The sequence below is a fragment of the Streptomyces pilosus genome, assembly GCF_014649835.1.
Classification (GTDB): domain Bacteria; phylum Actinomycetota; class Actinomycetes; order Streptomycetales; family Streptomycetaceae; genus Streptomyces; species Streptomyces pilosus.
Genome location: NZ_BMTU01000011.1, coordinates 211,152 through 238,116, shown reverse-complemented (window position 1 = coordinate 238,116; position 26,965 = coordinate 211,152). Strand labels below are relative to the sequence as shown.

Genomic DNA, 26,965 nt, shown 5'->3' with positions numbered 1-26,965 from the left:
TGAACAGTATGGTTCAGTTAAATGGGTCGAGCAGGACCGTGCATGAGAAAGGGGACGTCGTGCCTTCCGTGATGCAACCGGTAGCTGTCTCGCCGCCGACCGTGGACCCGCCCGTCCGGCGATGGCTCACCCTCGCCGTGGTGAGCGTCAGCCTGCTGGTCGTCGGGCTCGACACCACCGTGCTGAACGTCGCGCTGCCCACGCTCGTCGGCGACCTCGGCGCCTCCACCAGCCAGTTGCAGTGGATCGTCGACAGCTACGCGCTGATGTCCGGCAGCCTGGTGCTGTTCTGCGGCAGCCTGGCGGACCGGCTGGGGCGCAAGTGGATCTTCATGTCCGGCCTGGCACTGTTCACGGTGGCGTCCGTGGTCGCCGCGTACGCCGGGTCCGTCACGGCATTGGTCCTCGCGCGTGGAGCCATGGGCGTCGGCGAGGCACTGATCATGCCGGCCACCCTCGCCGTCATCGGCAATGTCTTCCCGCGCGGTGCGGAACGCACCAAGGCGATCGGCATCTGGTCGGTGTCGGGACGGTGATCGGGCCGATGGTGGGCGGCTGGCTGCTGAGCCATTACTGGTGGGGATCGGTCTTTCTGATCAACCTGCCCATAGGCATAGCGGGCCTGATAGCCGCGGCCCTGTTGGTGCCCAACTCACGCGCCCCCGAGAGCGGCCGCCTGGACCCGGCCGGCGCCCTGCTCTCGGTCACCGCGGTGGCGAGCGTGCTGTGGGCGGTCATCGAAGGGCCCGACCGTGGCTGGACGAGTCCCGCCGTACTGGCCGCCTTCTCGGCGGGTGCCCTGCTCCTCACCGCCTTCGTCGCATGGCAGCGCCGTGCTGTCTCCCCGATGCTGCCGCTGCGGATTTTCCGGCACCGTGCGCTCGCATCGGGTGACCTGCTCGTCCTGCTGGGAGCGTTCGCGCTGATCGGCACCTTGTTCGTGGCCGTACAGCACTTCCAGTTCGTGCTCGGGTACAGCGCCGGGCAGACGGGTGTGCGGCTCGGTCCCGCCGCGCTCGCGCTGCTGGTCGCCGGGCCTCTGGCGGGCGTTCTCGCGCCGCGCCTCGGCATGCGCACGGTGTCGGCCGCCGGACTTGCCCTGCTGTCCGGGTCCGCCGCGGTTCTCGCCACCACCGGGCCGGGGGACGGCTACGGCCGGGCTCTCGTCTCGATGCTGCTGCTGGGTGCCGGTGCCGGGTTCGTCATCACCGTGACCAGCGATGCCATTGTCGGCTCCCTGCCCGAGAAGGACCTCGGCGTGGGCTCGGCCACCAACAGTGCCGCCATCCAGCTCGGCGCCGCAACCGGGGTCGCCGTCATGGGCAGCCTGCTGTCCGACCGCTACCGCAGCGGCCTCGACGACCTCTCCGCTCCGGTTCCGCAGAGCCTGCTCGAGTCGGCCAAGGAGTCCCTGGGCACCGCGCTCGCCCTCGCCGAGCGAATCCCCGGCGAGGCCGGAACCGCCTTCGCCGACGCCGCCCGCCGTGCCTTCGTCGACGGCATGGGACCGGCCATGTTCGCCGGGGCCGGTGTCACAGCAGCCGGCTTACTCCTCGCCTTTGTCCTTGCGCCGTCCCGCAACGCGGACGCCACCGGAATCCCGCACCAGAAGGACTCGTCATGACCCACTCCACAGCCGGTGCGTCGCACACGGCCGAACACGACCCTCACCCGCAGGACGACCCGCGCCGCTGGGCGGCCCTCGCGCTGATCTGCCTCGCCCAGTTCATGCTGATCCTCGACGTCACCGTCGTGAACGTCGCCCTGCCCGACATGGCGGCCGACCTCGACCTCGGCCGCGAGACGCTGACCTGGGTGGTCACCGCCTACACCCTCTGCTTCGGCGGTCTGATGCTGCTCGGCGGACGCCTCGCCGACGCCCTCGGCGCCCGCCGAACCCTGCTCGCCGGTCTCGCGCTCTTCACCACCGCCTCGCTGGTCACGGGTCTTGCCCAGAGCGCACCCATGCTGATCGGCGGCCGAATCGGCCAGGGCGTCGGCGCGGCCCTGCTGTCCCCGGCCGCGCTGTCCATCGTCACCACGACCTTCCTCGGCACCGAGCGCAACAAGGCGCTCGGCGTCTGGGCGGCCATCGGCGGCATTGGCTCTGCGGCCGGTGTACTCCTCGGAGGCGCTCTGACCGACGGGCCGGGCTGGCCGTGGGTGTTCTACATCAACGTGCCCGTCGGACTCCTTCTGCTGGTCGCCCTTCCCGCCCTCGTACCGGCCCGTGCTCCACGGCCCGCACGCCTCGACCTCCCCGGCGCGTTGCTCGTCACCGCGGGCACCGCCGCCCTGATCTACGGCCTGGTCAAGGCGGGCGGCGCGGGCTGGGCGGACGCCGCAACCCTGGTGCCGCTGGCCGGCGCGGTGGTCGCCTACGCGGCCTTCGCTGTGGTGGAGCGGGCCAGCCGGGCCCCGCTGATGGACCTGCGGATGTTCACCCGGCGACCGGTGCTCGCCGGAGCCTTCCTGATGCTGATCGCTACGGGCCTGCTGATCGCCTTCTTCTTCCTCGGATCCGTCTATCTTCAGCACATCCGAGGCTTCAGCCCGCTGCGGACCGGTTTGCTGTTCCTGCCCGTTGCCGTGGCCACGGGCATCGGCGCCCACCTCGGCTCCCGGCTCGTCGGCCGCATCGGCAGCCGCCCGACAGCGGTTGCGGGCATGGCGGTCGCGGCCGTCGGCACCTTGCCGCTGACCCGGCTGTCGGAGAGCGGCAGCGTGTACGCCGGGCTCCTGCCGGGCTTCGTGATCGCCTCCCTCGGCCTCGGCGCCGTATTCGTCACCGCCACCACGACTGCCCTGGCCATGGTGGAACACCACGAGGCGGGGCTCGCCTCCGGAGTCGTCAACACCTTCCACGAGGTGGGTGGTTCGATCGGCGTCGCCGTGGTCTCCACCGTCGCGGCCTCCGGCTTCGAACGAGGATCGGCAGCCGGCTTCGGGAACGCGTTCACCGTGTGTGCCGTGGCAGCCGCCGCCAGCGCCATCGTCGCCCTGGCCCTCGTGCCGCGCGGCAAACCGCAGTCGACAGGCATGCCGCACGTGCACTGACAAGGGCAGGTGGCAGCCCGAGAGCAACCAGCCCTGGCTAGTCGGCCGTGCGCCGGGAGTCGTCACAGCTCAGGCGTGGGACGACTCCCGGCCACGGCGCCCCGACTCAGTGGGCGTGCCCGCCCTCCGCGTGGCCGCCTTCTCCCTCGCCGGCACCGCTCTTGGTGCTCTCGGCTCCAGGTGAGGCATCGGGCGCCTTCGTGCCCGCGTCCTCGGTGTGGCTGTCCTTCGTCTCGGCTGTCTCCGTTTCGCCGGTCGTCTCCTCGCCGTGACTGTGGCCGCCACCGCCGGACTCCGCGGCCATGTCGGTGGCGATGCCGCGCAGCCCGACGAACGCGACTGCCGCGGTGACCAGGACTATCAGCCCGGTCGGGCCGACGATGCTCCGCCAGCGCGCGGCGTCGTAGCGCAGTACGTACGCCACGAAGGAGAGCGCCAGCCCGAACGGGATCAGCATCGCCGCCCGTTCAGGGAAGTCTTCGAAGTGCTGGAGCCCGCCGCTGAGCATGCCGATGCCGAAGGACAGCGCCAGCGAGGCCAGCACGATCGCCACCACCTTTGAGGCACTGGGCCGCTGCCGCTTGAGGACGAACTCGTTCAGCACGGTCGCAAACAGGAAGACGCCGGCGCCGACCACTGCGATCAACGTGTACCGGTCCGGGTCCAGCGGATGGTGCACCACAGCGCCACTGATCAGACCCGCGCCGACGAACGTCGTGGCGTACCCCAGATAGTCACCGATCACCGGGGTCCGCTTCTTCGCCCGCCGACGTGCCCGGCGGCCACCGGCCGCAGGCGTGGTGCCGGGTTCAGGGCTCTGCCTGCTGAGGGGGCCGGGATCCGCATGCGGACCGGCCGCGTCCTGGGTGGGCTGGGTGTCCGGTCGCGCTTGCAGGTCCGTCCGGTCATGGCCGAGGGGCGACTGCGGAGGTAGCGGGTCGTGCTGATCCCCGGGGTAGTGCTGTGAGTGTGGGTATGGGGCCCGTGCCTGGGGCTGAGTGGGTCTGCCGACACGGTCGACGAGGTAGGGCTGGGTCACGAATCGAGGCCTTTCACGGGTGGGCCGGGCGCGCGACAGGGCGTGCCGGCCCGCCAGGGACGTGCTTGGCAGGGATGCGTCGGATCAGCGGCAGGAGTGCCGGGTATGCCGCCCGGGCCGGACCTCGATGGTGCCGGTCTGTGGGCGTGCCTCGGCCACGGCCGTACGACGACGTACGGCGATGGTCACGGCCTGCGCGCCGTGCCGGCGGCCTAGATTCGCAGGACGGCCAGCTGCGCGAGATCGACGCCTTGCCAATGCCTGGGGCGTGGTGGCCGCCACCGGCTGGACCACGCGGCCTGGATGCGCCGCCTGAGCTGCAGGAGCAAGCGGGCGCGACGCCTGTGGAGGCGCCGACCGCTGATCGTCAGCAGAGCGCAGCAGCCGATGACCACAGCGCACAGTCCGAGTTCCGTCGCGTTCCAGGTGCCGTGATCGCCGTGCTCGTCAGTCGTCGCGAGGGGCGTAGCTGTTTCGTCCTGTGCGGTCCGCTCTTGATGCACGTCGTGGGTGTGAGTGGCGGTGCCGTGTTCGGGGCCGGTGTCGGCGCTGCCCGCGTGGGCGAGGAGATGCATCAGGCCGAGAGCGAGGAGCAGCAGGAGCAGCAGTCGGCCGACTGCCCCTCGTCCTGCTCTTGCTCCGTGGCTCATACGCTCCGTCATCTCGCCGTGGCGCCGACGTGACGCCTCTGGCCCGTCGCGGCGCAAGAGTACCGGTGGCCGACATCCGGGTGGCAAGAGCGCGTGATCTGTGAAGCCGCAACCGGGAGCAGCGCATTTGCGGGTCGTCACCGCAGAGCGGGCTGCGCGGCGGCCCGCGAGAGCCCGAGGTGCTTTGCCTGTCCGACGCCCTGATAGGTTCGCGCGACGATCTGCTAGTCGACTTAGGTGCTTAGGATGTGCGCTGCATCGGCTCGCCGGGCTGTCCGCCTGGCGTCCGCCGTAATACTGACCGTGGCTGGGCTCCTCGTGTCCGCCACCCCCGCGCAGGCGCATGCGGTCCTGCTGTTCGCCTCCCCGGCCATCGAGGGCGCCGTGCCCACCGCGCCGAAGGAGATCTCGCTGGTCTTCGACGAGCCGGTACAGGCGGCCAGTGCGCGGACCGTGCGGATCACGTCGGGCTCCGGACGGTCGGTGCCGGTCGGATCCCCTTCGCGCAGTGAAGGCGGCAGGCAGCTGATCGTGCCCGTGCGTGGACCGCTCAGCGCGGGTGTCTACACGGTGCTGTGGAAGGCCACGGCTCAGGACGGCGACGTCATGGGCGGCAACTATCGCTTCGCCGTGGGATCCGCCGCGGCGGACCTGTCCGCCGGCATGTCCGGGAGCCAGCAGCAGGTCAGTGGGGCGGCGACGACCGCCGTCCTGCGGTGGCTGCTGTTCGCGGCGTTCTCACTGGTCCTGGGGGGCCTGGTCGGGGAGCGGGTGGCGGCCCGGCACGGCATCACAGCACCCGGGCCGTGGGTGCGCGCCGGGCTGGTGAGCGGTCTGACGGCCGCGCTGGGCCTCATGGTGCTGATCGCTGGCGGCGGCAGCCTGATCGAGGGCATCTTCACACCGTCCGGCTCGGCACTGTGGGGCGGGCGGGCCGGAATTCTCGCGATCGTCGAGGTGGCGGCCTGGCTGGTGGCCGGCATGACGATGAGCGTGGCAGGTCGCCGGTGGCAGCCGGCAGCCTGGTCCGCGCTTTCGGTAGGCGTTGTGGTCGAAGGGCTGCGAGCCCACCCAGCAGCCGCGTCCGACGTGTGGGGCCCAGTGCTGATCACGGCGCATCTGGCGGCAGCCGCAGTGTGGGTCGGTGCTCTCGTGCATCTCGTCCGGGTCGGCGTCACACGCCGGTGGGACCGTGCCTTCCGCGCTGCGCTCGCCACCTACGCGCGTCTCGCCCTGGCCTTGGTGGGTGCCGTCCTGCTGACCGGCACACTTTCCGGCCTGTTGCTGCTTTCGCCTTCCGACCTGCTGGTCACCGACTTCGGCAAGGTCCTCGCCGTCAAGCTCGCCCTGGTGGCCGCAGTCTGCGGACTGGCACTGGCCGCACGACGGCGGATGGCTCGTGCGGCCCCGGGCTCGCTCGTACGTGCCGAAGCGTTGGGACTGGCAGCTGCGCTGGCGGCCACGGCATGGCTCTCGGTCACCCAACCGCCGCAGGACGAAAATGCCGGGCTGCCGTTCGCCCCTCCAGCCACTGGCGCCGCGATCACCGTCGGTGGTCGGGCTGACCAGATCGGCATCGCCGCCACCGCCTCCGCCGGGCAGGTGGTCCTGCGCCTCACCGCACCGACCACGGATCTCGAACGCCCGGACTCACGAACGTACAAGGCATCGCTTCGTCTTGCCGACGCCGCCGGCCGGACACGGACGGTCGCTCTGCGCGGCTGTGGCGAGGGCTGCTTCTACGCCCCCATGACATGGAAGAAGGGAACCAACCTGCTCACCGTCCGGGCAGCGGCAGAGGGCTGGGGCGGTGGCAAGGAGACACTGAAGATGACGTGGCCCGTGCGTCCGGACAGCACCCAGCTGACCCGCACCGTCAGGGCGATGCGGTCCGTAAAGGCGTTCACCCTGCACGAGCAGGTCGCCAGCGACACCACCGGTACCGCGACGGCGCCAACCCGGCTTGAACTGTCAGGCGATCGCTTCGTGGACTCCGAGCCCTACGCCCAAGGCCGGGCCACCCAGACCTCTCGTTCTACCGATGCCGAGGGCCGCACGGTGCTGGCCCTCGGGTATCCCGGCGAACGACTCGCCCTGGAGCTCACGCTGGACGACCGCGGCCGGGTCGTACGCGAGACCCTTGTCGCGCCGAACCACATCATCCACCGCTCCTTCACCTACCGGAACACATCCGAGGAGGGCGGCGACTGAACGCCCCCTGCTGTGCCGTGACGGAGGTCGACACCCCGACACCGGCCCGCCCCGGTAGCCGTCACACGCCGGTTCAGCCGTCTTCGCCCTCTTCCACGGGCGATTCCACGAAGGCGGGCCCCAGTCGCAGGTTCCACCGCCCGGCCCTGCCGGTAAGCGACACGGCAGTCAGGGGAGGTACATCGACGCGCCAGAACGACGTAAGCGGGGCGGACAGAGCACGAATCACCGCCGCGCGCGCCACGGCCTGCTCGACCACGGCCGTCACCCGCCCGGCTTCGGCCGGTAGGGCGTCGAGCCAGTCGGCGACCCTGCGGCACACCTCAGCCACGGACTCGCCGCCCTGAGGGGCGGCCTCCGGGTCGCTCAGCCAGGCGGTGAATGCGGCGGGGTCCGCCGTGGCGACTTCCTCCGGCGTACGGCCATGCCAGCTGCCCATGTCCACGTCCCGCAGGGCCGATTCGGTGACGGCAGCGTCCCAGCCGAAAGCCTCGGCGGTCTGCCGACACCGCTGCGAGGGCGCGGTGTACAGGCGGGTCGCTGCGGGCAGGGACGCGGCGGCCACGTGCGCCTGCCGCAGCGTCTGTTCGTCGAGCGGGGTGTCGGCGAAGCGCACCTCGCGCCCTTTGGGTGCGGCGGCGCACACCAGCGCGAGTCGTATCGTCACAAGAGCCCCCTCGCCTGGATTCACTCCGGCCGGCCATCGTAGGTGGCGCACGCCATGTTGGCCGAATGTCTCCTTGCCTCTACGATCTGGGCGACAAGGACGACGGCGCCTCGGAAGTCCGGTGCAAGCCCGGCACGGTCGCGCCACTGTGTGCCGCTGACTTCTGCTCCCAACAGGGGCGGAGGGATGGCGGCGAGTCAGACCCGATGCCGTCGTCGCGTGCTCCACACGAAACGGGACGCGTGTTCCCGAGGAGGTCTCGCCATGGCGCAGTCCACTGCCGCCCCTGCCCCCACCACCCTGCCCGCCGCAACGCCCTTGCCCGTGCGGGCCATCCTGCCCTGGGCCGTGTTCTTCGGCCTCGTGATGCTCGTCCTGCTCTACTTCGTCGGCGCCGAGCAGGGTGCCCTTGCCGTCTTCTCCGGCGACGGCGTCCACGAGTGGGTGCACGACAGCCGTCACCTGCTCGGCTTCCCCTGCCACTGACGGGAGCGGACTCCGATGAACTCCGCCATAGTGCGTGCCTTGTTGGTGCGCGGCATGCTCGCGGGCCTCTGCGCCGGCGTACTGGCCTTCGTCTTCGCGTACCTGGTCGGCGAGGGGCCGGTCGACGCGGCGATCGCCTTTGAGGAGGCGGGCTCCCACCACGCCGGCGGCGGGGAGGAACTGGTCAGCAGGTCCATGCAGTCAACAGCGGGACTGGCCACCGGCGTCCTCGTCTTCGGCGTGGCCGTCGGCGGGATCGCCGCCCTTGCGTTCTGCTTCACGCTGGGCCGGATAGGCCGGTTCGGCGCAAGGGCCACGGCCGCGCTGACCGCGCTCGCCGCGTTCCTCACCGTCTGCTTGGTGCCCACCCTGAAGTACCCGGCGAATCCACCTGCCGTCGGCGACCCCGCCACTCTCGACCAGCGGACCGCCTTGTACTTCCTGATGATCGCGCTGAGCGTCCTGCTCGGCATCGCAGCGGTTCTGCTGGGGCGCCGCCTGGGCCCCAAGTGGGGCAACTGGAATGCCTCCACCGCGGCCGGCCTGGCCTTCGTGGCGGCCGTGACGGTTGCGATGGTGTTCCTGCCGTCCGGTGACAAGGTGCCCGAGGGCTTCCCCGCCACCGACCTGTGGGAATTCCGCATCGCATCCCTCGGCATCCAGGCCCTGCTCTGGGCGGGCTTCGGCCTGCTCTTCGGCTACCTGGCCGAGCGTCTTCTGGAGCCCAGGGCCACCGCCCCGGCCGGCCGGGGCGCAGAGCTGTCCGCACCGGCTACCTGAGAGTTCGGTACTACAGCACAGCGGCTGGACCGGCCGGGGGCGCGCCCGGCCGGTCCAGCCGCGTTCGTGACCGCCAGGCGAACCGCCGGGGCCCGCGGCCGCCCCGTGCGCGGCTCCGCAGATCAACCCTGGTAACCGGGGCAACTCAGCGGAGTGTGCGGGCGGTGTCGCCGCACGCGCACGTCTTGAGGGCCGGTGCTGCTCCGGGCTCTGTGAGGCGGGAGGCCGCGGCCTGGAGAAGTGCCGCGGCGGTGAGCCTGACGACGGGGTGGCTGACGGCCCGGCGCAGCAGATCCGCCCGCCGGTTCACCGACCTCCACCGCCGGCGAGCTCGTAGCCGGCCTCGTCGACCGCGGCCGCGACGGCTGCGGCATCCAGCGGCTGCTCGCTGGTCACCGTGACCTTTCCTGACGGCAGGTCAACCTGGACGTTCTCAACGCCGGGAAGGCCGTTGAGTTCGGAGCTGACGGCCTGGACGCAGTGATCGCACGTCATGCCCTTGACGTCGTACACCTTCTGAACCATGTGCTTGCTCCCTTCCCAAGAGGAGTCCATGATACCCCCAGGGGGTAACCCTGCCTCTGGGGCGGGAGTGTTCTCCTGACGCCACCCAACCACTAACCTGCTTAGTGGTGAGGTTCTTTGGCCGCCCCCAGCCGAATGCCGTTGGGCCGCGCCTGCAGGGCCCGAACCAACCGGTCGCGCACCATGAGCGGTATGACGCCGAGAACGGAGGTCGGGCGAGATGGACGCATGGCGGCCGATGCTGGTCCTTCTCGGTGTGACCGGTGCCGGTCTGGTCTTCCTCTACGGACTGGGCCTCTGGCTCGCGGCCGGGCGGGCCCCTCTTGACACAGGCCCTTTCGCCGGGGGCCTCGCACCGGGCGAGCATGCCGTGTCCCGGTTCCATGTGCGCTGGTACGCGGTCACCATGATCTTTCTGGCCTTCGACATGGAGATGCTCTTCATGTACCCCTGGGTGAGGGCCGTCTCGGAGGTCGGCACCACGGCCGTCGTGGAGATGTTCCTCTTCCTCGGCATCCTGTTCGCGGCGGTGGCGTACGCCTGGCGTGAGGGGGCGCTGAGGTGGACCTGAGAGCCCTTGTGCGGCGCGCGGCGATGGGCCGCCCGGCGGTACTGACGGTCTCGCTGCCTGGAGCGACAGAACTCCGGCTGGAAGCTGAGGCAGAGGTGCGCCGGCGAGGATGGCCCGTAGCGGGAGCTCCGGCCGCCGCCGATCTGCTTGTCGTGTGCGGTGTGCCGGCACCGAAAGACGCCGAGTGGCTGGACCGCATCGAGCGGTCGATGCCGGAGCCCACCGTGCGCATCGTGCTCCGGAAGAGCGGCCAGGCCGTACACGCACTGGACGCAGCGTGCAGGGAACTGGCCGACAAGGCGGTGACTGGGGCGCCGCCCGAGGATGCTGCCCCCGGGGACCAGCCTGGCAACTCTGCCCACGGCGAGCATCAGCGACCCGGCGACGAGCACGACCACCGTGCGCACCACGACGAGCCGCCGCCCGAGGCGGCCGAGGGCCAAGACCATGACGACCACCACACGGGCCACGATCAGGATCATTCACCTCACTCTGGACACGAGGGTCACGGTCACCAGCAGCCTGCGGACCACGCGGCGCACATGGACCACGCTGACCACCAAGGCCACGGCGGCCATATGGATCACATGGGGCACGACATGCACTCCATGGGCGAGGTCGCAGGTCTGCCGATGGCCGAGCGGGACGACGACCGGGACGCGTTGAGGCTCGACCGGCTGCACGTGCCGATCGGCCCCGGGCTCTCCGACTGGCCTGTGGGGCTGATCCTTCGACTCACCCTCCAAGGAGACGTCTTACAGGGCGTAGAGGTGGACCACCTCCCCGTGCCGTCCGGCCCTCGGCTGCCCTACTGGGACGAGCCGTGGCTGCTGGCCGCACAGGGGGAAGAGGTCACCAGGGGCCGCGCGGCGCGCCGACGCTGTGCGGCGCATCTGGACAGTGCCGGGCGACTCCTTGCCGTCGCCGGATGGGACGACGGTGCAGCGCGGTGTCGTCGGCTGCGGGACGAACTGCTGTCGGGGGCCTCACGTCAGACGATCGACGGCGAGTTGCGCAGGACGGTTCAGCGGATCGGCCGGTCCCGGGCCTTGCGCTGGTCGATCGCCGGACTTGGGGTGTTGCCGGCAGGCAGGGGGCGGGCGGCCGGAGTGACCGGGCCTGCGCTCGCGGCGGACGGGGACGCCTACGACCGGCTGATGATGTGGCTGGGCGAGATCGAGCGCGGGCTCGCAGAACTGGACGAGGGGCGGCTGCTGACCTCGGACGAGCTGACCGGCCCGCGTGGGCGATTGGACGGACCGCGACCGCCGTCGCAGGCATTGCTCGACGTCCTCCCCGAGCTGCTGACTGGTGCCGAGTTCGCCTGCGCGCGAATCATCGTGGCCAGCCTGGACCCTGACATCGAGGAACTCGCGCTCGCACCGGCGTCGGGCGCGGCCCATGCCTGATGCCGCGCCCCTGTGGGCGACCGTCGTCCTTCCTGTCGTCCTGGCAGTGGCCGCCGTGGTCACGGCCGGGTTCGACTCGGTGCTTTCCGGAGCTGCCGAGCGTGGTTCCGCCGGTAGCGTGCGGGAAGCCGGGCGGCGTGCGGTCGGGCCCTTGCGTGAAGGCCTGCGGCTGCTCGTCCAGCAGCCGCGCCGTACGACGGCCGCCGACCGGCTGCTGGGACGGCTGGGCGTGGTGCTCGTCCCGGTGGCCGCGGTGCTCGCGGGGGCCGTACTGCCCTGGGGCTTTGGTGCCGTGAGTGATCCGTCCGTCGGCGTCGTGTGGTTCAACGCGATGGAGGCGCTGGCCTGGGCGGCGGTGTGGCTGGCGGGCTGGGGGCCGAACTCTGCTCTGTCGCTGATCGGCGGGTACCGGTTCCTCGCACAGGGGCTGGCCTACGAGCTTCCGCACATGTTCGCGATCACCACCGCCGCTCTCGGGGCCGAGTCACTGCGGGTGGGGGAGGTGGTCGCGGCGCAGGACGGCGTGTGGTTCGTGGTGTGGATGCCGGTCGCTTTCGTCGTCTACCTGCTGAGCGCGCTCGCTATGGCCTTCTGGGGGCCTTTCGAGTACCCGCTGGGGCGGGATGCGGCCGGTGGTGTCGCCGCCGAACTGGCGGGCGTGGACCGGCTGGTCTTTCTCGGGGGGCGGTGGTTGCTGCTCGTGGTGACCGCCGGCTTCAGCGTCCCGCTGTTCCTCGGTGGCGGAAACGGCCCGCTACTGCCGGGCTGGGCCTGGACGCTGCTCAAGACCGCCGCAGTCCTGGCGCTGCTGGTGGCCGGGCGTCGAGCACTGCCGGTGCTGCGCATGGAGCGGTACATGGAGCTGGCGTGGATGGTGCTGGTGCCCCTGACGCTGCTGCAGGCGCTGTTCGTCGCCGTCGTCGTCCTCAACCGATAAGCGAGAGGCCATGCTTGATGACCTGATCTTCTGGGCGCTGGCTCTGCTGGCGGTGGCCGGCGGCGTCATGGTCTTCCGGTTCGATTCCATGGCCCGCGCGACGTACGCCCTGCTGACCTCGCTGCTGTGCGTCGGTGGCGAGGTGCTGCTGCTCGGGCTGGACTATCTCGGCGTCGTGATCGTGCTGATGATGACCATCGAGATGGCCATCATGGCGGTGTTCATGGTGATGTACATGATGAACCCGGCCGGGCTCATGCCGATGACCATGGTCCACAACAAGAGGGGCGCGGCCGTGATCTGCACGGGCGTCTTCGCCGCACTCGCCGCGGGGATCCTGCTCGCTCCGTGGCCCGCGCGGCGCGGTAGGTCGTCGGCTGATCCCACCATGGACCTGGGCCTGTCGCTGATGGGTCCTCAGATGCTCACCATGATGACTCTGGGCTTCTCGCTGTTCGCCACCATTGTCGCGACCGTCGTCCTGGCCACGCGCCGCGGCCGCTACGACCGGTTCGGCGACGACCTGAAGGCGCGCGCCGCCGACGATCCGGTACGGGGAGGGGTGGGCCGATGAGCCTGGAGCTGTTCCTGTTGCTCGGTGCCGCGCTGTTCAGCATCGGCCTGTTCGGCGCGCTCACCCAGCAGTCGATCGTGATGCTGATGATGGGGCTCGAACTGATGCTGGGCGGCATCATCGTCGGCGCGGCGGCCGTCTGGCACTACATCGCCCCGGCAGCCGCTGACGCGCAGGTGCTGGTGGTCCTGGCGGTCACGGTCATGGCGGTGGAGATGGCGATGGGATTCGCCGTGGTGACCGCGCTGTTCCGGTCCCGGGAGGTCGACCTGACCGACATGGCGGCGGAGCTGAAGGAGTGAGCGTGCTGCTGTGGGCGCTCGTCGCGCTGCCGCTGGCCGTGGGGACGCTGCTCGTGGTCGTCGGCCGCCCGGCGGACCGGTACGCCCCCGGCGTCGCGGTCGGCACGGCCGTCGCCGCGTTCGGCCTTGCCGTCGTGGTGGCGTTCGAGCACCCGCGGGCCGAGGCGCCGTTGTTCGAAGGGCTTCCCGCCGGGCTCGCGGTCGACGGTCTGTCGGGCCTCATGGTCGTGACCGTCACGGCGGTGATCGCTGCCGTCCTGCTGTTCAGCGTCGCGGACATCGGACCGGACGAGGCACGCGCCCGCTTCTTCGGCCTGATGCTGCTGTTCGGCGGGGCGATGCTGACGACGGTCACCGCGACCACGCTGCCGGTTCTGCTGATGGCCTGGGAGGTGATGGGAGCCACCTCCTGGGCACTGATCGGCTACTGGTGGCGTGACCCCGAGCGCGGCGACGCCGCCAACACGGCCTTCCTCACCACCCGCGCAGCCGACCTCGGTCTCTACCTCGCCGCCGGAGCGGCGCTCGCGAGCGGGCAGGCGGACTCCCTTGCCCTCGATGACCTCGCCGCCACGACCGGTTCCTGGTCCGCACTCATCACCGCCGGGGTCATCGCGGCCGCGTTGGGCAAGTCGGCCCAACTGCCGTTCAGCTTCTGGCTGTCTCGGGCCATGCAGGGTCCGAGCCCCGTCTCCGCCCTGCTGCACTCGGCGACCATGGTCGTGGCCGGGGCGTATCTGCTGCTGCGGCTGGAGCCGCTGCTCGCTCAGTCCGGCTGGGGCGGGCACGTAGTGGCGTGGACGGGTGCGGTGACGGCCGTGGTGCTCGGCCTGGTCGCCGTGGCACAGACCGACCTCAAGCAGCTCCTCGCCGCCTCGACCTGCGCGCAGATCGGCTTCATGGTGCTCGCCGCCGGGGCCGGTGCCGTCACCGGCGGAACCCTGCAGCTCATCGCCCACGCCGCCGCCAAGAGCCTGGCGTTCCTCGTCGCGGGCGCCTGGCTGACGGCCCTCGGCACCAAGGCGCTGCCCGCACTGCGCGGCGCGGCCCGGCGGCACCGTACGGCAGGAATCACTTTCAGCGTCGCGGCCCTGACTCTGGCCGGGGTGCCGCCCTTTGCCCTGTGGTCGGCCAAGGACGTACTCCTGGCCGGCGCCCTCGAGGACAGCACTGCGTTGTACGTTGTCGGGCTGGCCGGTGCGGTGATCTCGGCCGTCTACAGCATCAAGGCGCTGTGGTTCGTCTGGCAGCCCGATCCGGCCTCGGCGGTCCGCGGGGGGCCACTTCCGTATGCCGCCCGCCTGCCGCTCGTGACCCTGGCTGTCGCCTGCTTCGCCCTGACCGTCACGTCCTTTCCGCCGGTGCGGGATGCGGTGGGGCGGGTGCTCGGCGATGCGCAGCCGCATCCGCACGCGTGGGAGTTCGTGCTGTCCGGCGCGCTCGCGGTCGCCGTCGCGGCCGTGGTCTGGGTCCGTGGCCCTCAGATCCTCAGCCTGTCCGGCCGGATCACCGCCCCGGCGTCGCAGTGGCTTCACCTGGAGACCGCTGCGCGCACGCTCCTCGTACGCCCCGTGATGCGCTTGGCCGACGCGCTCGCCGCCTTCGACGACCGGGTGCTGGACCGTGCCGTCGAGGGCTCCGCCCGTGGCTCGGTCCGGCTGGCGCTGTGGACCAATGCCCGGGTGGAGCGGCTCGTCGACGGCGCCGTGGAGGGCGTGGCGGGCGGCACCCGCGCGCTCGGGCGCTGGGCGCGCCGGCCACAGACCGGGCAGCTGCACCAGTACCTCGCCCAGGCGGTCGCCGCCTTCACCGTCCTCGCCGTCGTCCTCGTCCTCGTGAGGTGACCGCCGTGCTCACGGCCATCGTCCTGCTCCCGACCGTCATGGCGGCTCTCCTGCTGTGCGTGCCGCGCAGCGCCCCCCGCCCGCTGTTCCTGACGGCCTGGGTGGCGACCGCCACTGCCGAACTGGTCCTGACAGTGATCGTCTGGGCGGGATACCGGGCCGACGGCGGCATGCAGTACGAGACGCGTGCCCGCTGGATCCCCAGTGCGGGCATCAGCTATCACGTCGGGGTCGACGGCTTGTCGCTCCCGCTCGTCGCCGTCACCTGCGTGCTGTTCCTCGCCTGCGCTCTGTACGCGTGGCGGGCGACGCGGCGGGTCAGGGAGTTCGCGGCCTTGTTCCTCTTCCTCCAGACCACCTGCCTCGGCCTGTTCGTCGCCCTCGACCTGATCCTGTTCTTCGTCTTCTTCGATCTGTCCATCGTCGCGATGTACTTCATCATCGCGGGGTGGGGGCACAAGGACGCGGCAGGCTCCGCCCTGAAGTTCTTCCTCTACACCTTCATCGGCTCACTCGCCCTGCTGCTGGGCTTCATCGGCCTGTATCTGGCGGCCGACCCGCACACCTTCGACATCGTCGAGCTGACCCGAGCCGACCCGCTGGCCGGAAGGTCGACGTACGGGGCTCTCGTCCTTCTGGCCATCGCCGTCGGACTGGCGGTGAAGACGCCGACCGTGCCCTTCCACACGTGGCTGCCCCCGGCGCACACCGATGCCCCGGCCGCAGGGTCGGCGATCCTCGCCGGGGTGCTGCTGAAGATGGGCACCTACGGTTTCCTGCGCATCGCCATGCCCGTCCTGCCCGACGCCTGGCGGGACTACGCTCTCGTCTTCGTCGTCATCGGCGTGGTCTCCGTGCTCTACGGCGCGCTGGTCGCGCTCGCCCAGACAGACTTCAAACGGCTGGTCGCGTACACCTCCGTCAACCACATGGGCTACATCATCCTGGCCATCGGCGCGGCAGGAGCCGTCGGTGCGGACCAGGAGGAGGCGAGGCGGCTCGCGGTCACCGGTTCGGTCTTCCAGATGGTCAGCCACGGGCTTCTGACCGGGGCGCTGTTCCTGCTGTCCGGGGTGCTGTACGAGCGGGGGCGGACGTACGAGATGTCCGCGTACTCCGGTGTGGCGGGGCGTGCGCCCGTCTTCGCCGCGCTGACCGGCGTCGCCGCGTTCGCCTCACTCGGGCTGCCGGGCTTCTCCGGGTTCATCGCCGAGTTCCAGATCCTCACCGGGAGCCTGGGGCCGGAGCCGGTGGCCACCGGACTGGCCGTGCTAGGGATCCTCCTCACCGCCGGCCTGTTCCTCCGGGCCCTGCAACAGGTCTTCCTCGGGCCGCTGCGCCTACCGGTCGCGGCGCCCGGAGCCGACCGGCCGTTCGCGGACATCCGCGTCCACGAAGGCCTCGCGATCGTCCCGCTGCTGACTCTCGGCGTCGTCCTCGGCATCGCTCCCCGCTTCGTGCTCGACATCATCGAGCCCGCCTCGCGCACCCTGCTGGAGCTGCTCGCGCGATGAACGAGATGACCGGGATGAACGAGAACCCCCTCGACCTCCTTCCCGAGGTCCTGCTCGCCGCCTCTGCGGTGCTGGGCCTGCTGCTCGGAGCGTGGCTGCCGCGCCGTCGGCAGTGGCTGACCGGAGCCTTGGCAGGAGCGGCCAGTATCGGGGGCATCGTGGCCGCCGCGATCGCCGCGGCCAAGCCCGTGGAGACGGCCTTCGGCGAGTCCTTCGCCCTCGACACGGTCACGGCCACCAGCAGGCTCGTCATCCTCGGCTCCACCCTCCTGGTCCTCGCGCTCGCCATGCCGCGGATGTACGCCGACCCGCGCGAGACCGAGTTCTACGTCCTGCTCCAACTCGCCTCCCTCGGCGCCCTGATGCTGGCCGGAGCCCAGGACCTGCTCCTCCTCGCCGCCGGATACCTGCTGGCCAGCGTGCCGGCCTACGCGCTCGCCGGGTTCCGCAAGGACGGCCCCGGCACGGAGGCGGCCCTGAAGTACTACGTCGTCGGCGCGCTCCTCGGTGTCCTGATGCTCACCGGCATCACCGTCCTGCTCGCCGCCGGGCGGGCCACGTCGTACCCCGTGCTGCGCACCGACCTCGCCGAGGCGCCCGCCGGGCTGGTGGCGGTCGGCACGCTCGCCCTGCTCTCCGGAGTCCTGTTCAAGGCCGGATGCGTGCCCGGGCATTTCTGGGTGCCGGACGCCGTCCAGGGCAGCCCTGCACCTGTCGCCGCCTTCCTCACCACCGTCCCCAAGATCGGTGCCCTTGCGGCGTTCTACCGGCTCGCCGCCGTGCCGCTCACGGACGCCGACCTGCCGTGGGCCGACCTGGTGGCGGTGCTCGCGGTCGCTTCCATGACCTTGGGCAATCTGGCGGCCTTCTTCCAGCAGGACGTCAAACGGCTGCTCGCCTACTCCACGATCAGCCAGGTCGGCTATCTCCTTCTCCCTCTGGCCGTCGCCGGACGCACCGGCCTCGACCAGGAGGCGCTGCTGTACTACCTGGCCGGGTACGCGCTGACCAACCTCGGGGCCTTCGCCGTCGTGTGCGCGCTCCCCGGAGCCGACACCATCGACGACTATCGGGGCCTGGCGCGGGCGCACCCGGCCCTGACGGCCTCGCTCGTCGTCTGCCTGCTGGGCCTGGTGGGCACGCCCCCGACCGCCGTGTTCTTCGGCAAGCTGGAAGCCTTCAGCGCGGCCTTCGACGGCGGCTACGCGTGGCTCGCGGTCGTCGCCGCCGTCAACACGGTGGCCTCCCTCTTCTACTACCTGCGCTGGATCGGTCCGGCATTCCTGGCACGCGGACCTGCGGGTGCCTTCCGTGCGCCGTCACGGCCGGCAGCCGTGATCGCTTACGGCGCGGCCACCGGCTCCGTCGCGCTTGGGCTGCTCGGCGGAACCGTCCTGGACGTGCTGGACGGTCCGCTGGTGCGCTGACCAGCCCGGAGTGTGCGTCGTCACTGCTGAGCAGGGGCCCGGGCAAGTGATGACCAACCTGGCCGACACGTCGTCGTTCTAAGAAGCCGCTTAGTAGTATGGCCTGCGGCAGAGCAACGATCGCGCCTCTCAGGCGCTCACGACCCGCCCTCGAAAGCGACGGGTCACGGAGGGACATGTTGGGTGTGAACAGGCGATTGCGTGTGGGCGGTGCCTTCGGGTACCTCCTGCTGGTCGCCGTGCTCACCTTCGGCGTGTTCGCCATGCACACCATGGGCCACCCAGAGCACTCGTCCGGAGCTGGATCGGGCGGCTCTGTCCATGCCGTCGTGGGCTCGCAGCACGGCGATACGGACACTGTGACCGCCGGCACCCAGCCATCCACCGAGGCTGCGGCCATGGCGGACCACCAAGCGGCGGCATCGAATGCACCGTCGGCGGACGAGCCGATGATCAGCATGGACGTGCTGTCGGTGTGCGTGGCGGTCCTCGCCACTTGGCTGCTCTGGCTGTTCCTGGGCGCGGCAGCTCGCAGGAAGGAACGGCTGACGGCCCTGCTCGCCCGGGCGATGGCCGTGCTGCCTCCCCTCCCACCACCCCCCAGACCCTCCCTCGTTCAGCTGTCAGTGCTGCGGATATAGGCCGGCCCGTGGCGCGGGCTCTGTCCTGCCCGCCCACCACCGTGCGTATCCCCTCACCCACTGACAGAACCGAACGAGCGAGGTATTTCGCACATGACTGCCCACAACACTGCCCTGCGCCGCCGTGTCGCGATCGTGAGTGCCGTCGCGGCGGGTGGGCTGCTGCTCGCCGCCTGCAGCGGCAACGACATGGAGGGCATGGACCACGGGAGCGGCAGCTCCGCTTCTGCCACGGCCTCTCAGGCGGCGGGTGACAACCCGGCGCCCGGCGCCTTCAACGACGCGGACGTCATGTTCGCGCAGATGATGATCCCGCACCACGAGCAGGCACTGGAGATGTCCAAGCTCGCGGACGGCCGGGCCTCCGACGCGGAGATCAAGACCCTGGCCGCCGACATCGAAAAGGCCCAGGACCCCGAGATCAAGACCATGAAGTCGTGGTTGAAGGCCTGGGGGAAGCCGGAGTCCGCGCAGGAGAGCATGCCAGGCATGGACCACGGGTCCGGTGGCATGGATCACGGGTCCGGAATGTCCGGGATGATGTCCGAAGAGGACATGAAGAAGCTCGAGGCCGCCAAGGGCACCGACTTCGACCGGATGTTCGCGCAGATGATGATCAAGCACCACGAGGGCGCGATCACCATGGCGGAGGACGAGCAGAAGAAAGGCCGTAACGCCACGGCCAAGGAGCTCGCCGCCGCCGTCGTGAAGACTCAGTCCGCCGAGGTCGAGAAGTTCGAGAAGATCCTCGACCGGCTCTGATCCGCATCACCCACCGACCGTCCGGGGCTCCGAGGGCGCACCCGAGGAGCCCTGGACAGCCGCTCCACCCTCCCTCCCGTGATGACCGCGACCGGCAACCGCCGCTCCGGCGCCTCCGCCTGCCCCTGAGGAATCATGAACAAGCGCCCTGCCGCCCTGGCAGCCACAGCCCTCGCACTCGCCTTCCCTCTGGCCGCCTGCTCCAACAGCGCGGACAGCGGAGGCTCGACCGACACGTCCGCCGCTGACGGAACCACGGTGAGTCACATCCACGGCCTGGGTCTGGACCCGGCAGACCAGCGCCTCTACGTCGCCACCCATGAAGGCGTCTACACCCCCGACGCCAAGGGGAAGGCCGAGCTGGTGGGCGACAGCAAGGACGACTTCATGGGTTTCACCGTGGCCGGTGACCAGACGTTCTACGCCAGCGGCCATCCGACCTCCGGCGGCAACAAGGGGCTCATCAGGAGCACCGACGCGGGCAAGACATGGAAGTCCCTGTCTCTGTCCGGTGAGTCCGACTTCCACGCCCTCGACTTCGCACACGGCACGGTCTACGGCTACGACTCCACCAACGGCCTGGTGCGCACGACCAAGGACGGCGTCTCCTGGAAGGACGGGGCGCAGCTCGAAGCCCTGGACATAGCAGTCAGCCCCGCGAACCCGGGCGTCGTGCTGGCCACCACCTCCGAGGGAGTCGTCCGCAGCGGCGACGGGGGAGAAAGCTTCGCCCGCGGACAGGAGCCGGTGATGGCCTTCCTTTCTTGGCCCGTGAAGGACGCTCTCTACAGCATCGACGCCTCCGGCGGCCTGCACCGCAGCACTGATCGAGGCAGCACGTGGACGAAGGTCTCCACCGTGCCGGGCGGCCAGCCGCAGGCGCTCACGGCTGTGGGCGCCGAGCACGTCCTCGTCGCCACCCAGACCGGGGTGTTCGAGTCGAAGGACGGCGGTAAGACGCTCAAGAAGCGCCTGGCCATTGCATCCGGCGAGGGCCACTGAGACGCCCCGCACCAGTCGTTCAGGGGATGACGTCGTAGGTGAACAAGGCGGTGTTGTCGAGCGTCGTCCTGGGAGTGACGCCTGCGCCCAGGGGCGAGATCAGAGGGTCGTCGATCCGGTGGCCCAGCAGTTCCGCCGACTCTGACATGGTGGGCAGATAGGTGCGCCCGTGACGATTCATCCAGCCCTCCCACAGTCGGTCCACGTTGGCGTGGTGCAGGAAGAAGACCGGATCGTTCGGTGAGGAGGCCGGGGCCATGTCCCCGCCGATCCACCGGTGCACCTGGTTGTGGAGCCCCGTTCCTGTGAAGCCCTCGAGCCGGCTGCGGAACCCGCGGGAGTTCGCGAGCCAGGGAGCGAAGTCGTATGTGGCGAGGTCCGGGTCGCCTGCCGGTGCCGGCAGCGTGTTGAAGGCAGCCCCCACGTCCAGGGCATTCGGGAGTGTAGGGAAGCCGCTTCCGAATGCGCGGCGCAAGCCCCTGTTCGTCTGGCGGAGCTTGAGGTTCGGGCCTGCCTCCACCCGAACCCGGAAACTGTTCGAGTCGCCCGCGTCGAACGCGAACGGCCCGTCGGTCACCGGATTGCCCTGTCCACCCATGAAGTCCGGCTTCCAGACCAGCGCGGTTTCAGGAGCGGGAAGTGAGCCGTCGATCGACCACTCCCAATACGGGAGCCCGAAACTGGAGTCGTCCAGGACGCGTTTCAGGTGCGCCTCGAAAAGATTCAGCATGAACCGGTGCCACGGCAGGAAGACCGGTCCTCGATGCGCCGCATTGCGGGTGCCGATTTCTCCGTCCGGCGGGACGGGCGTGGTCATCGCCTTGAAGTGCCAGATGACGAACAGGTCGTAGGTTCGTACCGGCGCGGCCGGCCCAGGAATTCCGAATGCGGTCGTCTTGAGTGCTGAGTCCTCCCTCTTGAGGCGCAGGACACCTTCGATGAAGGCATCCCTGGCAGCAGGGCTGGTGACGATGTTCCTGCGTACGACGGCCATGTCAGGCGCTCCCTTCGCGATCGGTCCCGGGAACCTGGTGGTCGGGATGCCCTCCGCTGTCGTGGCCGCCACCAGGGTGGTCGCCACCTGGGAAGTCGTCGGGGAAGTTCTCGATCAGCGCTCGGATGGTGTCCGTCGCGGACCGGAACTCGTACGTGGGCAGGGCATGGCAGTGGACTTGGCCGTCGTTCGACACGATGAGTGGAGCGGTGAGCGGCTCACCGTCCACCGTGATCTCGTAGGTCGTCTTGATGACGATGCGGTGGCCCTGGAATTCGTCCTGGCGAATGCTGGTCAGGGGGCCGTGGTGGTGCGGTTGCTGTGGCAACTCCGACAGGTAGTTGCCGAGTGTCGCCGGGTCGGCAGCTGCCGCTAGTTCCTCGGGAGTCACAAGGGTGCCTTCCTGAGCACGAGGGGTGGGGGCCGAGGTATGAGGCCTTTCGCTGCGAGTCTCCGGGCGTGCGGGACCGCCCGCATGCCGAGAAGGGCGAACAGGTGCGTCAGGGTGTGCATGCCGAGACGTCGGGGCCACCGACGACGATGTGCCGTGAAACAGCGGTCGGTGTCCGCCTGGTGGCGCCGACGAGCGGTCAGCCCGCCATCATGACGAGCATGGCGCACATCGTGCCGCCCATGCCGATGTGGGCCGCCAGGACCGCACCCGGTGAGGTACCGGGCGGGCGACGGCGGCTCCGGCCTCCCGCTGCCGCATGAGCCCGGCGCTTGTTCCCACCTGACCGGGCCACGTCCCACACGGAGACGGCCAGCGACGCGACGAACACCACGAAGGCGTCCGGCAACGCGAGGAGCCGCCGAGCCCAACGGCCCCTGCCCGCGCCGCGGCCCGTACCCGTCCGCCGGTCGGCGCCGCGGAGCCGGGCCCAGACGGACGCGACGATCGAGAGCAGGAAGTAGGCGGCCAGCACGATCAGGACGACGCGCCATACGGAGGCCGAGCCTCCCGCCGAGGCGCTGTGGGCGGCACCGGCCGTCATGTCGTGGGCGGTCATCCCCGAGGAGTGGTCCATGTCCTCCATCCCGGCCATGCCCGCCATCTCCGAGGCCTCGGTGGTCTCGGCGGATGCGTGCCCATGTCCGTGAGCCATACCGGCCATCGAATGCCCGCCCAGAGCAAGCACCGGCCCGGAGTCGCTACCCGGCATGGCGAGCGTCATGATCACCATGGCTGCGCTGCCGATGATGTGATGCGCCCAACGGCGACCGTGCCGCCAGCCGTGCAGCCGGCCATGCCGTACGGACAGGGCCACGCCGCCGATGCCGAGGCCGGTGAAAGCCGCCACCCACCACAGGCTGTGGTCCCCGAAACTGGCCGCCGTCGCCGGCAGGAACATCACGGCCATGCCGCCGGCCATCACGACGTCGCCTCCGGCCGCGAACCGGGCCTCCCCGTCGCCGGCCGCGGCCAGCCGGGCCGCGCTCACGACCGCTACGAGTGCGGCCACCGCCGCCAGCGTCCAGGTCAAAGCCGGACTTCCCATGCTGCCCTCCGCACCGACCAGCCGGCGCATGCGCATTGGTCCGCGGACGCGTCGACGTGCGTCGTCCTCTGGCTGTTATCTACGTATGCCCTTAGTACGTAGTGGAGCCAAGAGGCGTTCAGGGAGCGGGGGTTCCTGCCCCCACGGCATCAGTGCTGTGGAGGGCGCACGCCGGCAAGGGTGACCGTGACCAGCCGCCTTACGGCGGCCTCGGACGGCAGGGTCCGTGCTGCCGCCAGGGCGCTGAGGCAGTAGCGCGTGAGCTCGTTGGGCGGGATGTCGTCCCTGACGTTGCCGGCCTGCGCTGCGTCGGTCAGGAGGTGCTGAACCATGTGGTGAAGATGCTGGTGCGCATGGGCAAGGTGATCGCCGTTGTCCCGGTGCAGGAACGCCCCCAGGTCCGTGTCCTGGTGGCTATGGGATTCGTGGGTGATGAGGGCGTACGCCTCCAACACCGATTCCAGGCGCGTCGCCGGCCCTTCGGCGCTGTCCAGGACTTCTGTCAGCCGGGCCAGGTGGCCGGCGATCTCGCGTGCGTGCCAGGCGTGCAGGATCGCTTCGACGTCCGGGAAATACTTGTACAGCGTGGCCCGCCCGATGCCGGCCTTCTCCGCGATCTGGGACATCGTCACCGACAGTGGGCCGTGCTCGGCCGCCAGAGAGGCGGTGCCGTCCAGGATGGCGTCGCGCACTTCGCGGCGGTGCGCCTCGATCGTCTCGTTCCACAGCTTCGGCACGCGGAAAGCGTACGCGACGCCGTTGTCGAGACGCTATGGATTGACAGTGACAAAGTGTCTCGATAAAGCTGGGGTCGCAACGGCACGCCGCCCAGGCCCTTGGGCGAGACAAGGAGAACCTTGATGGTGGATCCGTCCCAGGAGCCCGGCACCCGCGACGAGGCGGCTGATGCTCCCGGTCACGCTGCGAGTGCCGGAATGCCGCGCTGGGTGAAGCTGTCCGGGCTCGTCGTGTTGATCCTGGCGGTGCTCGTCGCGGTGATGCTGCTGGTCCATGGGCCTGGTGGCCACGGCCCGGGCCGCCACTTCGGGGGGCAGGCTCCGCTCGTCGGTGTCACCGCAGGCACCGGACAGGCAGCAGGCGGCGGCGACGGATGATCATGCCCCCTCGTCTGCGCAAGCTGGCCCTCATCGTGCACGTCACCTCATCGGTCGGCTGGCTCGGCGCGGTCGTCGCCTTCCTCGCCCTGGCGGTGATCGGCATGACCAGCCGGGATCCAGAAACGGTGCGCGGGGTCTATCTCGTGATGGAGCCGGCCGCCTGGTACACCCTCGTTCCTCTCGCCCTCGCCGCCCTGCTCACCGGAATCGTCCAGTCCCTGGGTACGCCCTGGGGCCTCTTCCGGCACTACTGGATCCTGTTCAAGCTCCTGATCAACGTCGTCGCCACCGTCGTGTTGCTGATCTACATAGGGACCTTCAAATCCATGGCGGCGAGGGCAGCCGACCTGGGGGCCGAGCTGTCGTCGGTGCGTGACTTCTCTCCCGTGCTGCACTCCGTGCTTGCTCTGGCCGTGTTGCTGCTGGCCATGGTCCTGGCGGTGTACAAGCCCCGCGGCGTCACGCCGTACGGCCTGCGCAAGCAGGACAGCCAGCGCGAGAGCAGGAGCGCGCCACGGTCTATGTCCGTGCCCCAGGAGAAGTGAAGAGGCGATAGAGCTGACGGGCGCAGGTGCGGCTCGCGGAAGCGCCGCTTACCCCCTCCGGGTATATTGACGGCAGTCGTCTCACCGGAATCTTCAGAGGGAAGCAATGACGGGACGGGGAGTCAGGGCCCCGCGGACTTGCGCCTCACAGGGCGTCGTCCGCTGGGCTCGTGCCGCCGTCATCGCTCTGCTCGTGGCGCTCGCGGTATTGATTCACCACGAGACGGCCGCCACGGCGATCAGCCCGGACTCCTCGTCCGTCGGTCATGTGATGAGGCCGGGCATGATGATGGACGGCGACGATGCCGCACCCGCAACGGCGGCCACCGGGCACGGGCACCACAGCACCTCCGGCCAGGCCACCCAACAGACGCAGGTTGCCGGGCCGGCGATGAACAATGCCGATTCTCCGCCCTGCTCCGGCATGGCGATGCAGCACTGCTCGACCGCGAGTCTTGAAGTGGTGAAGCTCGCACCACCGGTACAGACCCCGGAGCGGTGGGGTCTGGCCATGCCCGCGGCTGTCGGCGCGGGGCCGAAGGCCGAAGGGACCGTCGACCGAGCGCCCCCGGATCTGTCTGTCCTCTCTCAGCTGCGCATTTAGGCCGTGCCCAGCGGCTTCCTCGTGCCGTCTCGTCCCGAGGAACCGTCCCAGCACGGCCACTTCCCCTGCGCATCCTGAGATCGAGGGCACCCATGAACAGCACCAACCGCCGCTCCGTACTGCTCGCCGGGCTCGGCGTTGCGGGCGCTGGCGCGCTCGCCGCCTGCAGCGGCGGCTCCAACGCAACCCCCACCCTGGTCAACCCCTCCGGCTCGGCGGTCGCCGCGACCGAGAAGAAGCGGAAGGGCACCGGCAGGACGCAACAGGTGACCCTGACGGCCGCGCCCGCCATGCTCGACCTCGGCGGCGGGGTCATGGCCAGGAGCTGGGCCTTCAACGGCCAGGCCCCGGGCAAGGGCATCCGCCTGGCCGCCGGCGACACCCTGGCCGCCGAACTCTCCAACCAGCTGCCGGACAAGACCGCGACATCCATCCACTGGCACGGCATCGCCATGCGCAACGACATGGACGGCGTGCCCCCGGTGACCCAGCAGGCCGTACGCGCGGGTGCCAACTTCACCTACCGCTTCATCGCCGACGCCCCCGGTACGTACTTCTTCCACCCCCACGTCGGCGTCCAGCTCGACCGGGGTCTGTACGCGCCCCTGGTCGTCGAGGACCCGAAGGAACCGCTGGCGTACGACGACGAATGGGTCGTCGTCCTGGACGACTGGGTCGACGGAGTCACCGGCACCCCCGAGGATGTACTCGCCGAACTGCGGCAGGGCATGGGCGGCATGGACATGGGCGATCACTCCCGCTCCGGGTCCAGCGGACACGAGGGCCACGGTATGGGCGGCATGGAGGGCATGGAGACAGGCTCCTCGTCCCCCTCCCCGACTGCCGGCGGCATGTCGACGAAGTTCATGCTGATGGGCGCCGAGAGCGAACTGCTCGGCGGCGACGCCGGCGATGTGAAGTATCCGTACCACCTGGTCAACGGCCGGGTCCCCGCCGACCCGGACGTCTACCAGGGCAAGCCCGGCCGACGGGTCCGGCTGCGCGTCATCAACGCGGGCGGCGACACGGCGTACCGGCTGGCGCTCGGAGGCCACAAGCTGACCATCACCCACACCGACGGATTCCCCGTCGAGCACAAGCAGGTCGATTCCCTGCTGATCGGTATGGGGGAGCGGTACGACGTTCTGGTCACCCTCGGCGACGGTGTCTTCCCGCTCGTCGCGCTGGCCGAGGGCAAGAACGCCACCGGCCTGGCCCTGGTCCGGACGGGAGCCGGCGGCGCGCCGCCGAAGACCGTCCGTCCCAAGGAGCTCAACGGCAGGATCCTGACCGCGTCCCAGCTACGCGCGGCCGACGACGTCCGCCTGCCGTCCAGGAAGGTGGACCGCGTACACCGTGTCGAGCTGACCGGCGGCATGGGCAAGTACAACTGGGCTATCAACGGCAAGGCCTTCGCCATGGACGACCCGGCCGCCGCTCCGCTCACGATCGAGGATGGACAGCGGGTCCGGCTGGACTTCGTCAACACCACGGAGATGTGGCACCCGATGCACCTGCACGGGCACACCTACCAGCTCGGCAACAGCGGTCCGCGCAAGGACACCGCCATCGTCCTGCCCAAGAAGAAACTGTCCGTCATCTTCGACGCCGACAATCCCGGTCAGTGGATGCTGCACTGCCACAACGCGTATCACGGAGAGGTCGGCATGATGGCGCTGGTCGCGTACCAGAGCTGACCATCTGATTGCCACCGCTGTGCTCGGCCCGGGGTCGGCCTCGTCCGGCCGGCCCCGGCGCCGCGCGTGCCGATGCGTCGTTCAGGGCCGCGTGGCCGCGAAGTAAGGCA

General features: G+C 70.1%; 26 protein-coding genes and 1 pseudogene. 20 read left to right on the top strand and 7 right to left on the bottom strand.

The window, feature by feature from the left end; all coding sequences use genetic code 11:
* Window positions 1–8 precede the first annotated feature (8 nt).
* Window positions 9–1,624: pseudogene (locus tag IE118_RS25360) on the top strand (DHA2 family efflux MFS transporter permease subunit).
* Window positions 1,621–3,057 carry an MFS transporter gene (locus tag IE118_RS25355; RefSeq protein WP_189560344.1) on the top strand — a complete coding sequence of 479 codons (1,437 nt, stop codon included), beginning with the start codon at window positions 1,621–1,623 and terminating at the stop codon, window positions 3,055–3,057. The pseudogene IE118_RS25360 and the gene IE118_RS25355 overlap by 4 nt, the downstream one beginning before the upstream one ends.
* Window positions 3,058–3,163: 106 nt before the next feature.
* On the opposite strand, the gene IE118_RS25350 is transcribed toward IE118_RS25355, so the two are convergent.
* Complete coding sequence (locus IE118_RS25350) at window positions 3,164–3,802, bottom strand: hypothetical protein (protein WP_189560343.1); 639 nt, start codon at window positions 3,800–3,802, stop codon at window positions 3,164–3,166.
* 1,262 nt (window positions 3,803–5,064) lie between these two features.
* Between IE118_RS25350 and IE118_RS25345 the strand changes: the two genes are divergently transcribed.
* Window positions 5,065–6,957, top strand: coding sequence for a copper resistance CopC/CopD family protein (locus tag IE118_RS25345; RefSeq protein WP_189560342.1), 1,893 nt, complete (start codon window positions 5,065–5,067; stop codon window positions 6,955–6,957).
* A gap of 73 nt (window positions 6,958–7,030) precedes the next feature.
* Here IE118_RS25345 and IE118_RS25340 read toward each other — a convergent pair whose 3' ends face one another.
* Window positions 7,031–7,624, bottom strand: a complete 594-nt coding sequence (locus tag IE118_RS25340; protein ID WP_189560341.1) for a histidine phosphatase family protein — start codon at window positions 7,622–7,624, stop codon at window positions 7,031–7,033.
* 264 nt (window positions 7,625–7,888) lie between these two features.
* Between IE118_RS25340 and IE118_RS25335 the strand changes: the two genes are divergently transcribed.
* Window positions 7,889–8,110 (top strand): CbtB domain-containing protein, encoded by a 222-nt coding sequence (locus IE118_RS25335; protein ID WP_189560340.1) that lies wholly within the window; start codon window positions 7,889–7,891, stop codon window positions 8,108–8,110.
* A 15-nt stretch (window positions 8,111–8,125) separates the two neighbouring features.
* Window positions 8,126–8,890: a CbtA family protein gene (locus tag IE118_RS25330; protein ID WP_189560339.1), complete on the top strand. Its 765-nt coding sequence runs from the start codon at window positions 8,126–8,128 to the stop codon at window positions 8,888–8,890.
* A gap of 306 nt (window positions 8,891–9,196) precedes the next feature.
* On the opposite strand, the gene IE118_RS25325 is transcribed toward IE118_RS25330, so the two are convergent.
* Window positions 9,197–9,415: a heavy-metal-associated domain-containing protein gene (locus tag IE118_RS25325; protein ID WP_189560338.1), complete on the bottom strand. Its 219-nt coding sequence runs from the start codon at window positions 9,413–9,415 to the stop codon at window positions 9,197–9,199.
* Between the two features lie 220 nt (window positions 9,416–9,635).
* On the opposite strand from IE118_RS25325, the gene IE118_RS25320 reads away from it, so the two are divergent.
* The 11 genes from IE118_RS25320 to IE118_RS25270 all read left to right on the top strand — a co-directional run bounded on the left by IE118_RS25320 (window position 9,636) and on the right by IE118_RS25270 (window position 20,398).
* Entirely contained in the window at window positions 9,636–9,986 is a 351-nt protein-coding gene (locus tag IE118_RS25320; protein WP_229846931.1) for an NADH-quinone oxidoreductase subunit A, read from the top strand.
* Entirely contained in the window at window positions 9,977–11,395 is a 1,419-nt protein-coding gene (locus tag IE118_RS25315) for a hypothetical protein (RefSeq protein ID WP_189560337.1), read from the top strand. Before IE118_RS25320 ends, IE118_RS25315 begins: the two co-directional genes overlap by 10 nt.
* A complete protein-coding gene (locus IE118_RS25310) occupies window positions 11,388–12,332 on the top strand; it encodes an NADH-quinone oxidoreductase subunit H (RefSeq protein ID WP_189560336.1) in 945 nt (314 codons plus the stop codon). The genes IE118_RS25315 and IE118_RS25310 overlap by 8 nt, the downstream gene beginning before the upstream one ends.
* Before the next feature lie 10 nt (window positions 12,333–12,342).
* Complete coding sequence (locus tag IE118_RS25305) at window positions 12,343–12,906, top strand: NADH-quinone oxidoreductase subunit J (protein ID WP_189560335.1); 564 nt, start codon at window positions 12,343–12,345, stop codon at window positions 12,904–12,906.
* Window positions 12,903–13,208 (top strand): NADH-quinone oxidoreductase subunit K, encoded by a 306-nt coding sequence (locus IE118_RS25300; protein ID WP_189560334.1) that lies wholly within the window; start codon window positions 12,903–12,905, stop codon window positions 13,206–13,208. Before IE118_RS25305 ends, IE118_RS25300 begins: the two co-directional genes overlap by 4 nt.
* On the top strand, window positions 13,205–15,052 hold the full coding sequence (locus IE118_RS25295) for an NADH-quinone oxidoreductase subunit 5 family protein (RefSeq protein WP_189560333.1): 1,848 nt from the start codon (window positions 13,205–13,207) through the stop codon (window positions 15,050–15,052). Before IE118_RS25300 ends, IE118_RS25295 begins: the two co-directional genes overlap by 4 nt.
* Before the next feature lie 5 nt (window positions 15,053–15,057).
* Window positions 15,058–16,566 (top strand): complex I subunit 4 family protein, encoded by a 1,509-nt coding sequence (locus IE118_RS25290; RefSeq protein WP_189560332.1) that lies wholly within the window; start codon window positions 15,058–15,060, stop codon window positions 16,564–16,566.
* Between the two features lie 5 nt (window positions 16,567–16,571).
* Window positions 16,572–17,993 carry an NADH-quinone oxidoreductase subunit N gene (locus tag IE118_RS25285; protein WP_189560376.1) on the top strand — a complete coding sequence of 474 codons (1,422 nt, stop codon included), beginning with the start codon at window positions 16,572–16,574 and terminating at the stop codon, window positions 17,991–17,993.
* A gap of 185 nt (window positions 17,994–18,178) precedes the next feature.
* Window positions 18,179–18,634 carry a hypothetical protein gene (locus tag IE118_RS25280; protein WP_373303225.1) on the top strand — a complete coding sequence of 152 codons (456 nt, stop codon included), beginning with the start codon at window positions 18,179–18,181 and terminating at the stop codon, window positions 18,632–18,634.
* Window positions 18,635–18,727: 93 nt separating this feature from the next.
* Window positions 18,728–19,396: a DUF305 domain-containing protein gene (locus tag IE118_RS25275; protein WP_189560330.1), complete on the top strand. Its 669-nt coding sequence runs from the start codon at window positions 18,728–18,730 to the stop codon at window positions 19,394–19,396.
* Window positions 19,397–19,531: 135 nt separating this feature from the next.
* A complete protein-coding gene (locus tag IE118_RS25270) occupies window positions 19,532–20,398 on the top strand; it encodes a F510_1955 family glycosylhydrolase (RefSeq protein ID WP_189560329.1) in 867 nt (288 codons plus the stop codon).
* A 19-nt stretch (window positions 20,399–20,417) separates the two neighbouring features.
* Here IE118_RS25270 and IE118_RS25265 read toward each other — a convergent pair whose 3' ends face one another.
* From IE118_RS25265 to IE118_RS25250, 4 genes are all read right to left on the bottom strand, one after another.
* Complete coding sequence (locus IE118_RS25265; protein WP_189560328.1) at window positions 20,418–21,392, bottom strand: tyrosinase family protein; 975 nt, start codon at window positions 21,390–21,392, stop codon at window positions 20,418–20,420.
* A 1-nt stretch (window position 21,393) separates the two neighbouring features.
* On the bottom strand, window positions 21,394–21,783 hold the full coding sequence (locus IE118_RS25260; protein ID WP_189560327.1) for a hypothetical protein: 390 nt from the start codon (window positions 21,781–21,783) through the stop codon (window positions 21,394–21,396).
* Between the two features lie 199 nt (window positions 21,784–21,982).
* Window positions 21,983–22,891, bottom strand: coding sequence for a DUF5134 domain-containing protein (locus tag IE118_RS25255; RefSeq protein WP_189560326.1), 909 nt, complete (start codon window positions 22,889–22,891; stop codon window positions 21,983–21,985).
* 149 nt (window positions 22,892–23,040) lie between these two features.
* The gene (locus tag IE118_RS25250; protein ID WP_189560325.1) at window positions 23,041–23,628 is read right to left on the bottom strand and encodes a TetR/AcrR family transcriptional regulator; all 588 of its coding nucleotides are present in this window, start codon (window positions 23,626–23,628) and stop codon (window positions 23,041–23,043) included.
* Between the two features lie 123 nt (window positions 23,629–23,751).
* On the opposite strand from IE118_RS25250, the gene IE118_RS25245 reads away from it, so the two are divergent.
* From IE118_RS25245 to IE118_RS25230, 4 genes are all read left to right on the top strand, one after another.
* Window positions 23,752–24,006 carry a hypothetical protein gene (locus tag IE118_RS25245; protein WP_189560324.1) on the top strand — a complete coding sequence of 85 codons (255 nt, stop codon included), beginning with the start codon at window positions 23,752–23,754 and terminating at the stop codon, window positions 24,004–24,006.
* 2 nt (window positions 24,007–24,008) lie between these two features.
* Window positions 24,009–24,554 carry a DUF2269 domain-containing protein gene (locus IE118_RS25240; protein ID WP_189560323.1) on the top strand — a complete coding sequence of 182 codons (546 nt, stop codon included), beginning with the start codon at window positions 24,009–24,011 and terminating at the stop codon, window positions 24,552–24,554.
* A gap of 193 nt (window positions 24,555–24,747) precedes the next feature.
* Window positions 24,748–25,158, top strand: a complete 411-nt coding sequence (locus IE118_RS25235) for a hypothetical protein (protein ID WP_189560322.1) — start codon at window positions 24,748–24,750, stop codon at window positions 25,156–25,158.
* Window positions 25,159–25,250: 92 nt separating this feature from the next.
* Window positions 25,251–26,855, top strand: a complete 1,605-nt coding sequence (locus IE118_RS25230; RefSeq protein ID WP_189560321.1) for a multicopper oxidase family protein — start codon at window positions 25,251–25,253, stop codon at window positions 26,853–26,855.
* Window positions 26,856–26,965: the final 110 nt, after the last annotated feature.

Coding starts and splice junctions, on each gene's coding strand:
- IE118_RS25255 (WP_189560326.1), bottom strand. CDS start 22,891: ATGGGAAGTCCGGCTTTGACCTGGACGCTGGCGGCGGTGGCCGCACTC.
- IE118_RS25245 (WP_189560324.1), top strand. CDS start 23,752: ATGGTGGATCCGTCCCAGGAGCCCGGCACCCGCGACGAGGCGGCTGAT.
- IE118_RS25325 (WP_189560338.1), bottom strand. CDS start 9,415: ATGGTTCAGAAGGTGTACGACGTCAAGGGCATGACGTGCGATCACTGC.
- IE118_RS25310 (WP_189560336.1), top strand. CDS start 11,388: ATGCCTGATGCCGCGCCCCTGTGGGCGACCGTCGTCCTTCCTGTCGTC.
- IE118_RS25240 (WP_189560323.1), top strand. CDS start 24,009: ATGCCCCCTCGTCTGCGCAAGCTGGCCCTCATCGTGCACGTCACCTCA.
- IE118_RS25330 (WP_189560339.1), top strand. CDS start 8,126: ATGAACTCCGCCATAGTGCGTGCCTTGTTGGTGCGCGGCATGCTCGCG.
- IE118_RS25265 (WP_189560328.1), bottom strand. CDS start 21,392: ATGGCCGTCGTACGCAGGAACATCGTCACCAGCCCTGCTGCCAGGGAT.
- IE118_RS25335 (WP_189560340.1), top strand. CDS start 7,889: ATGGCGCAGTCCACTGCCGCCCCTGCCCCCACCACCCTGCCCGCCGCA.
- IE118_RS25320 (WP_229846931.1), top strand. CDS start 9,636: ATGGACGCATGGCGGCCGATGCTGGTCCTTCTCGGTGTGACCGGTGCC.
- IE118_RS25230 (WP_189560321.1), top strand. CDS start 25,251: ATGAACAGCACCAACCGCCGCTCCGTACTGCTCGCCGGGCTCGGCGTT.
- IE118_RS25305 (WP_189560335.1), top strand. CDS start 12,343: ATGCTTGATGACCTGATCTTCTGGGCGCTGGCTCTGCTGGCGGTGGCC.
- IE118_RS25270 (WP_189560329.1), top strand. CDS start 19,532: ATGAACAAGCGCCCTGCCGCCCTGGCAGCCACAGCCCTCGCACTCGCC.
- IE118_RS25275 (WP_189560330.1), top strand. CDS start 18,728: ATGACTGCCCACAACACTGCCCTGCGCCGCCGTGTCGCGATCGTGAGT.
- IE118_RS25355 (WP_189560344.1), top strand. CDS start 1,621: ATGACCCACTCCACAGCCGGTGCGTCGCACACGGCCGAACACGACCCT.
- IE118_RS25285 (WP_189560376.1), top strand. CDS start 16,572: ATGACCGGGATGAACGAGAACCCCCTCGACCTCCTTCCCGAGGTCCTG.
- IE118_RS25300 (WP_189560334.1), top strand. CDS start 12,903: ATGAGCCTGGAGCTGTTCCTGTTGCTCGGTGCCGCGCTGTTCAGCATC.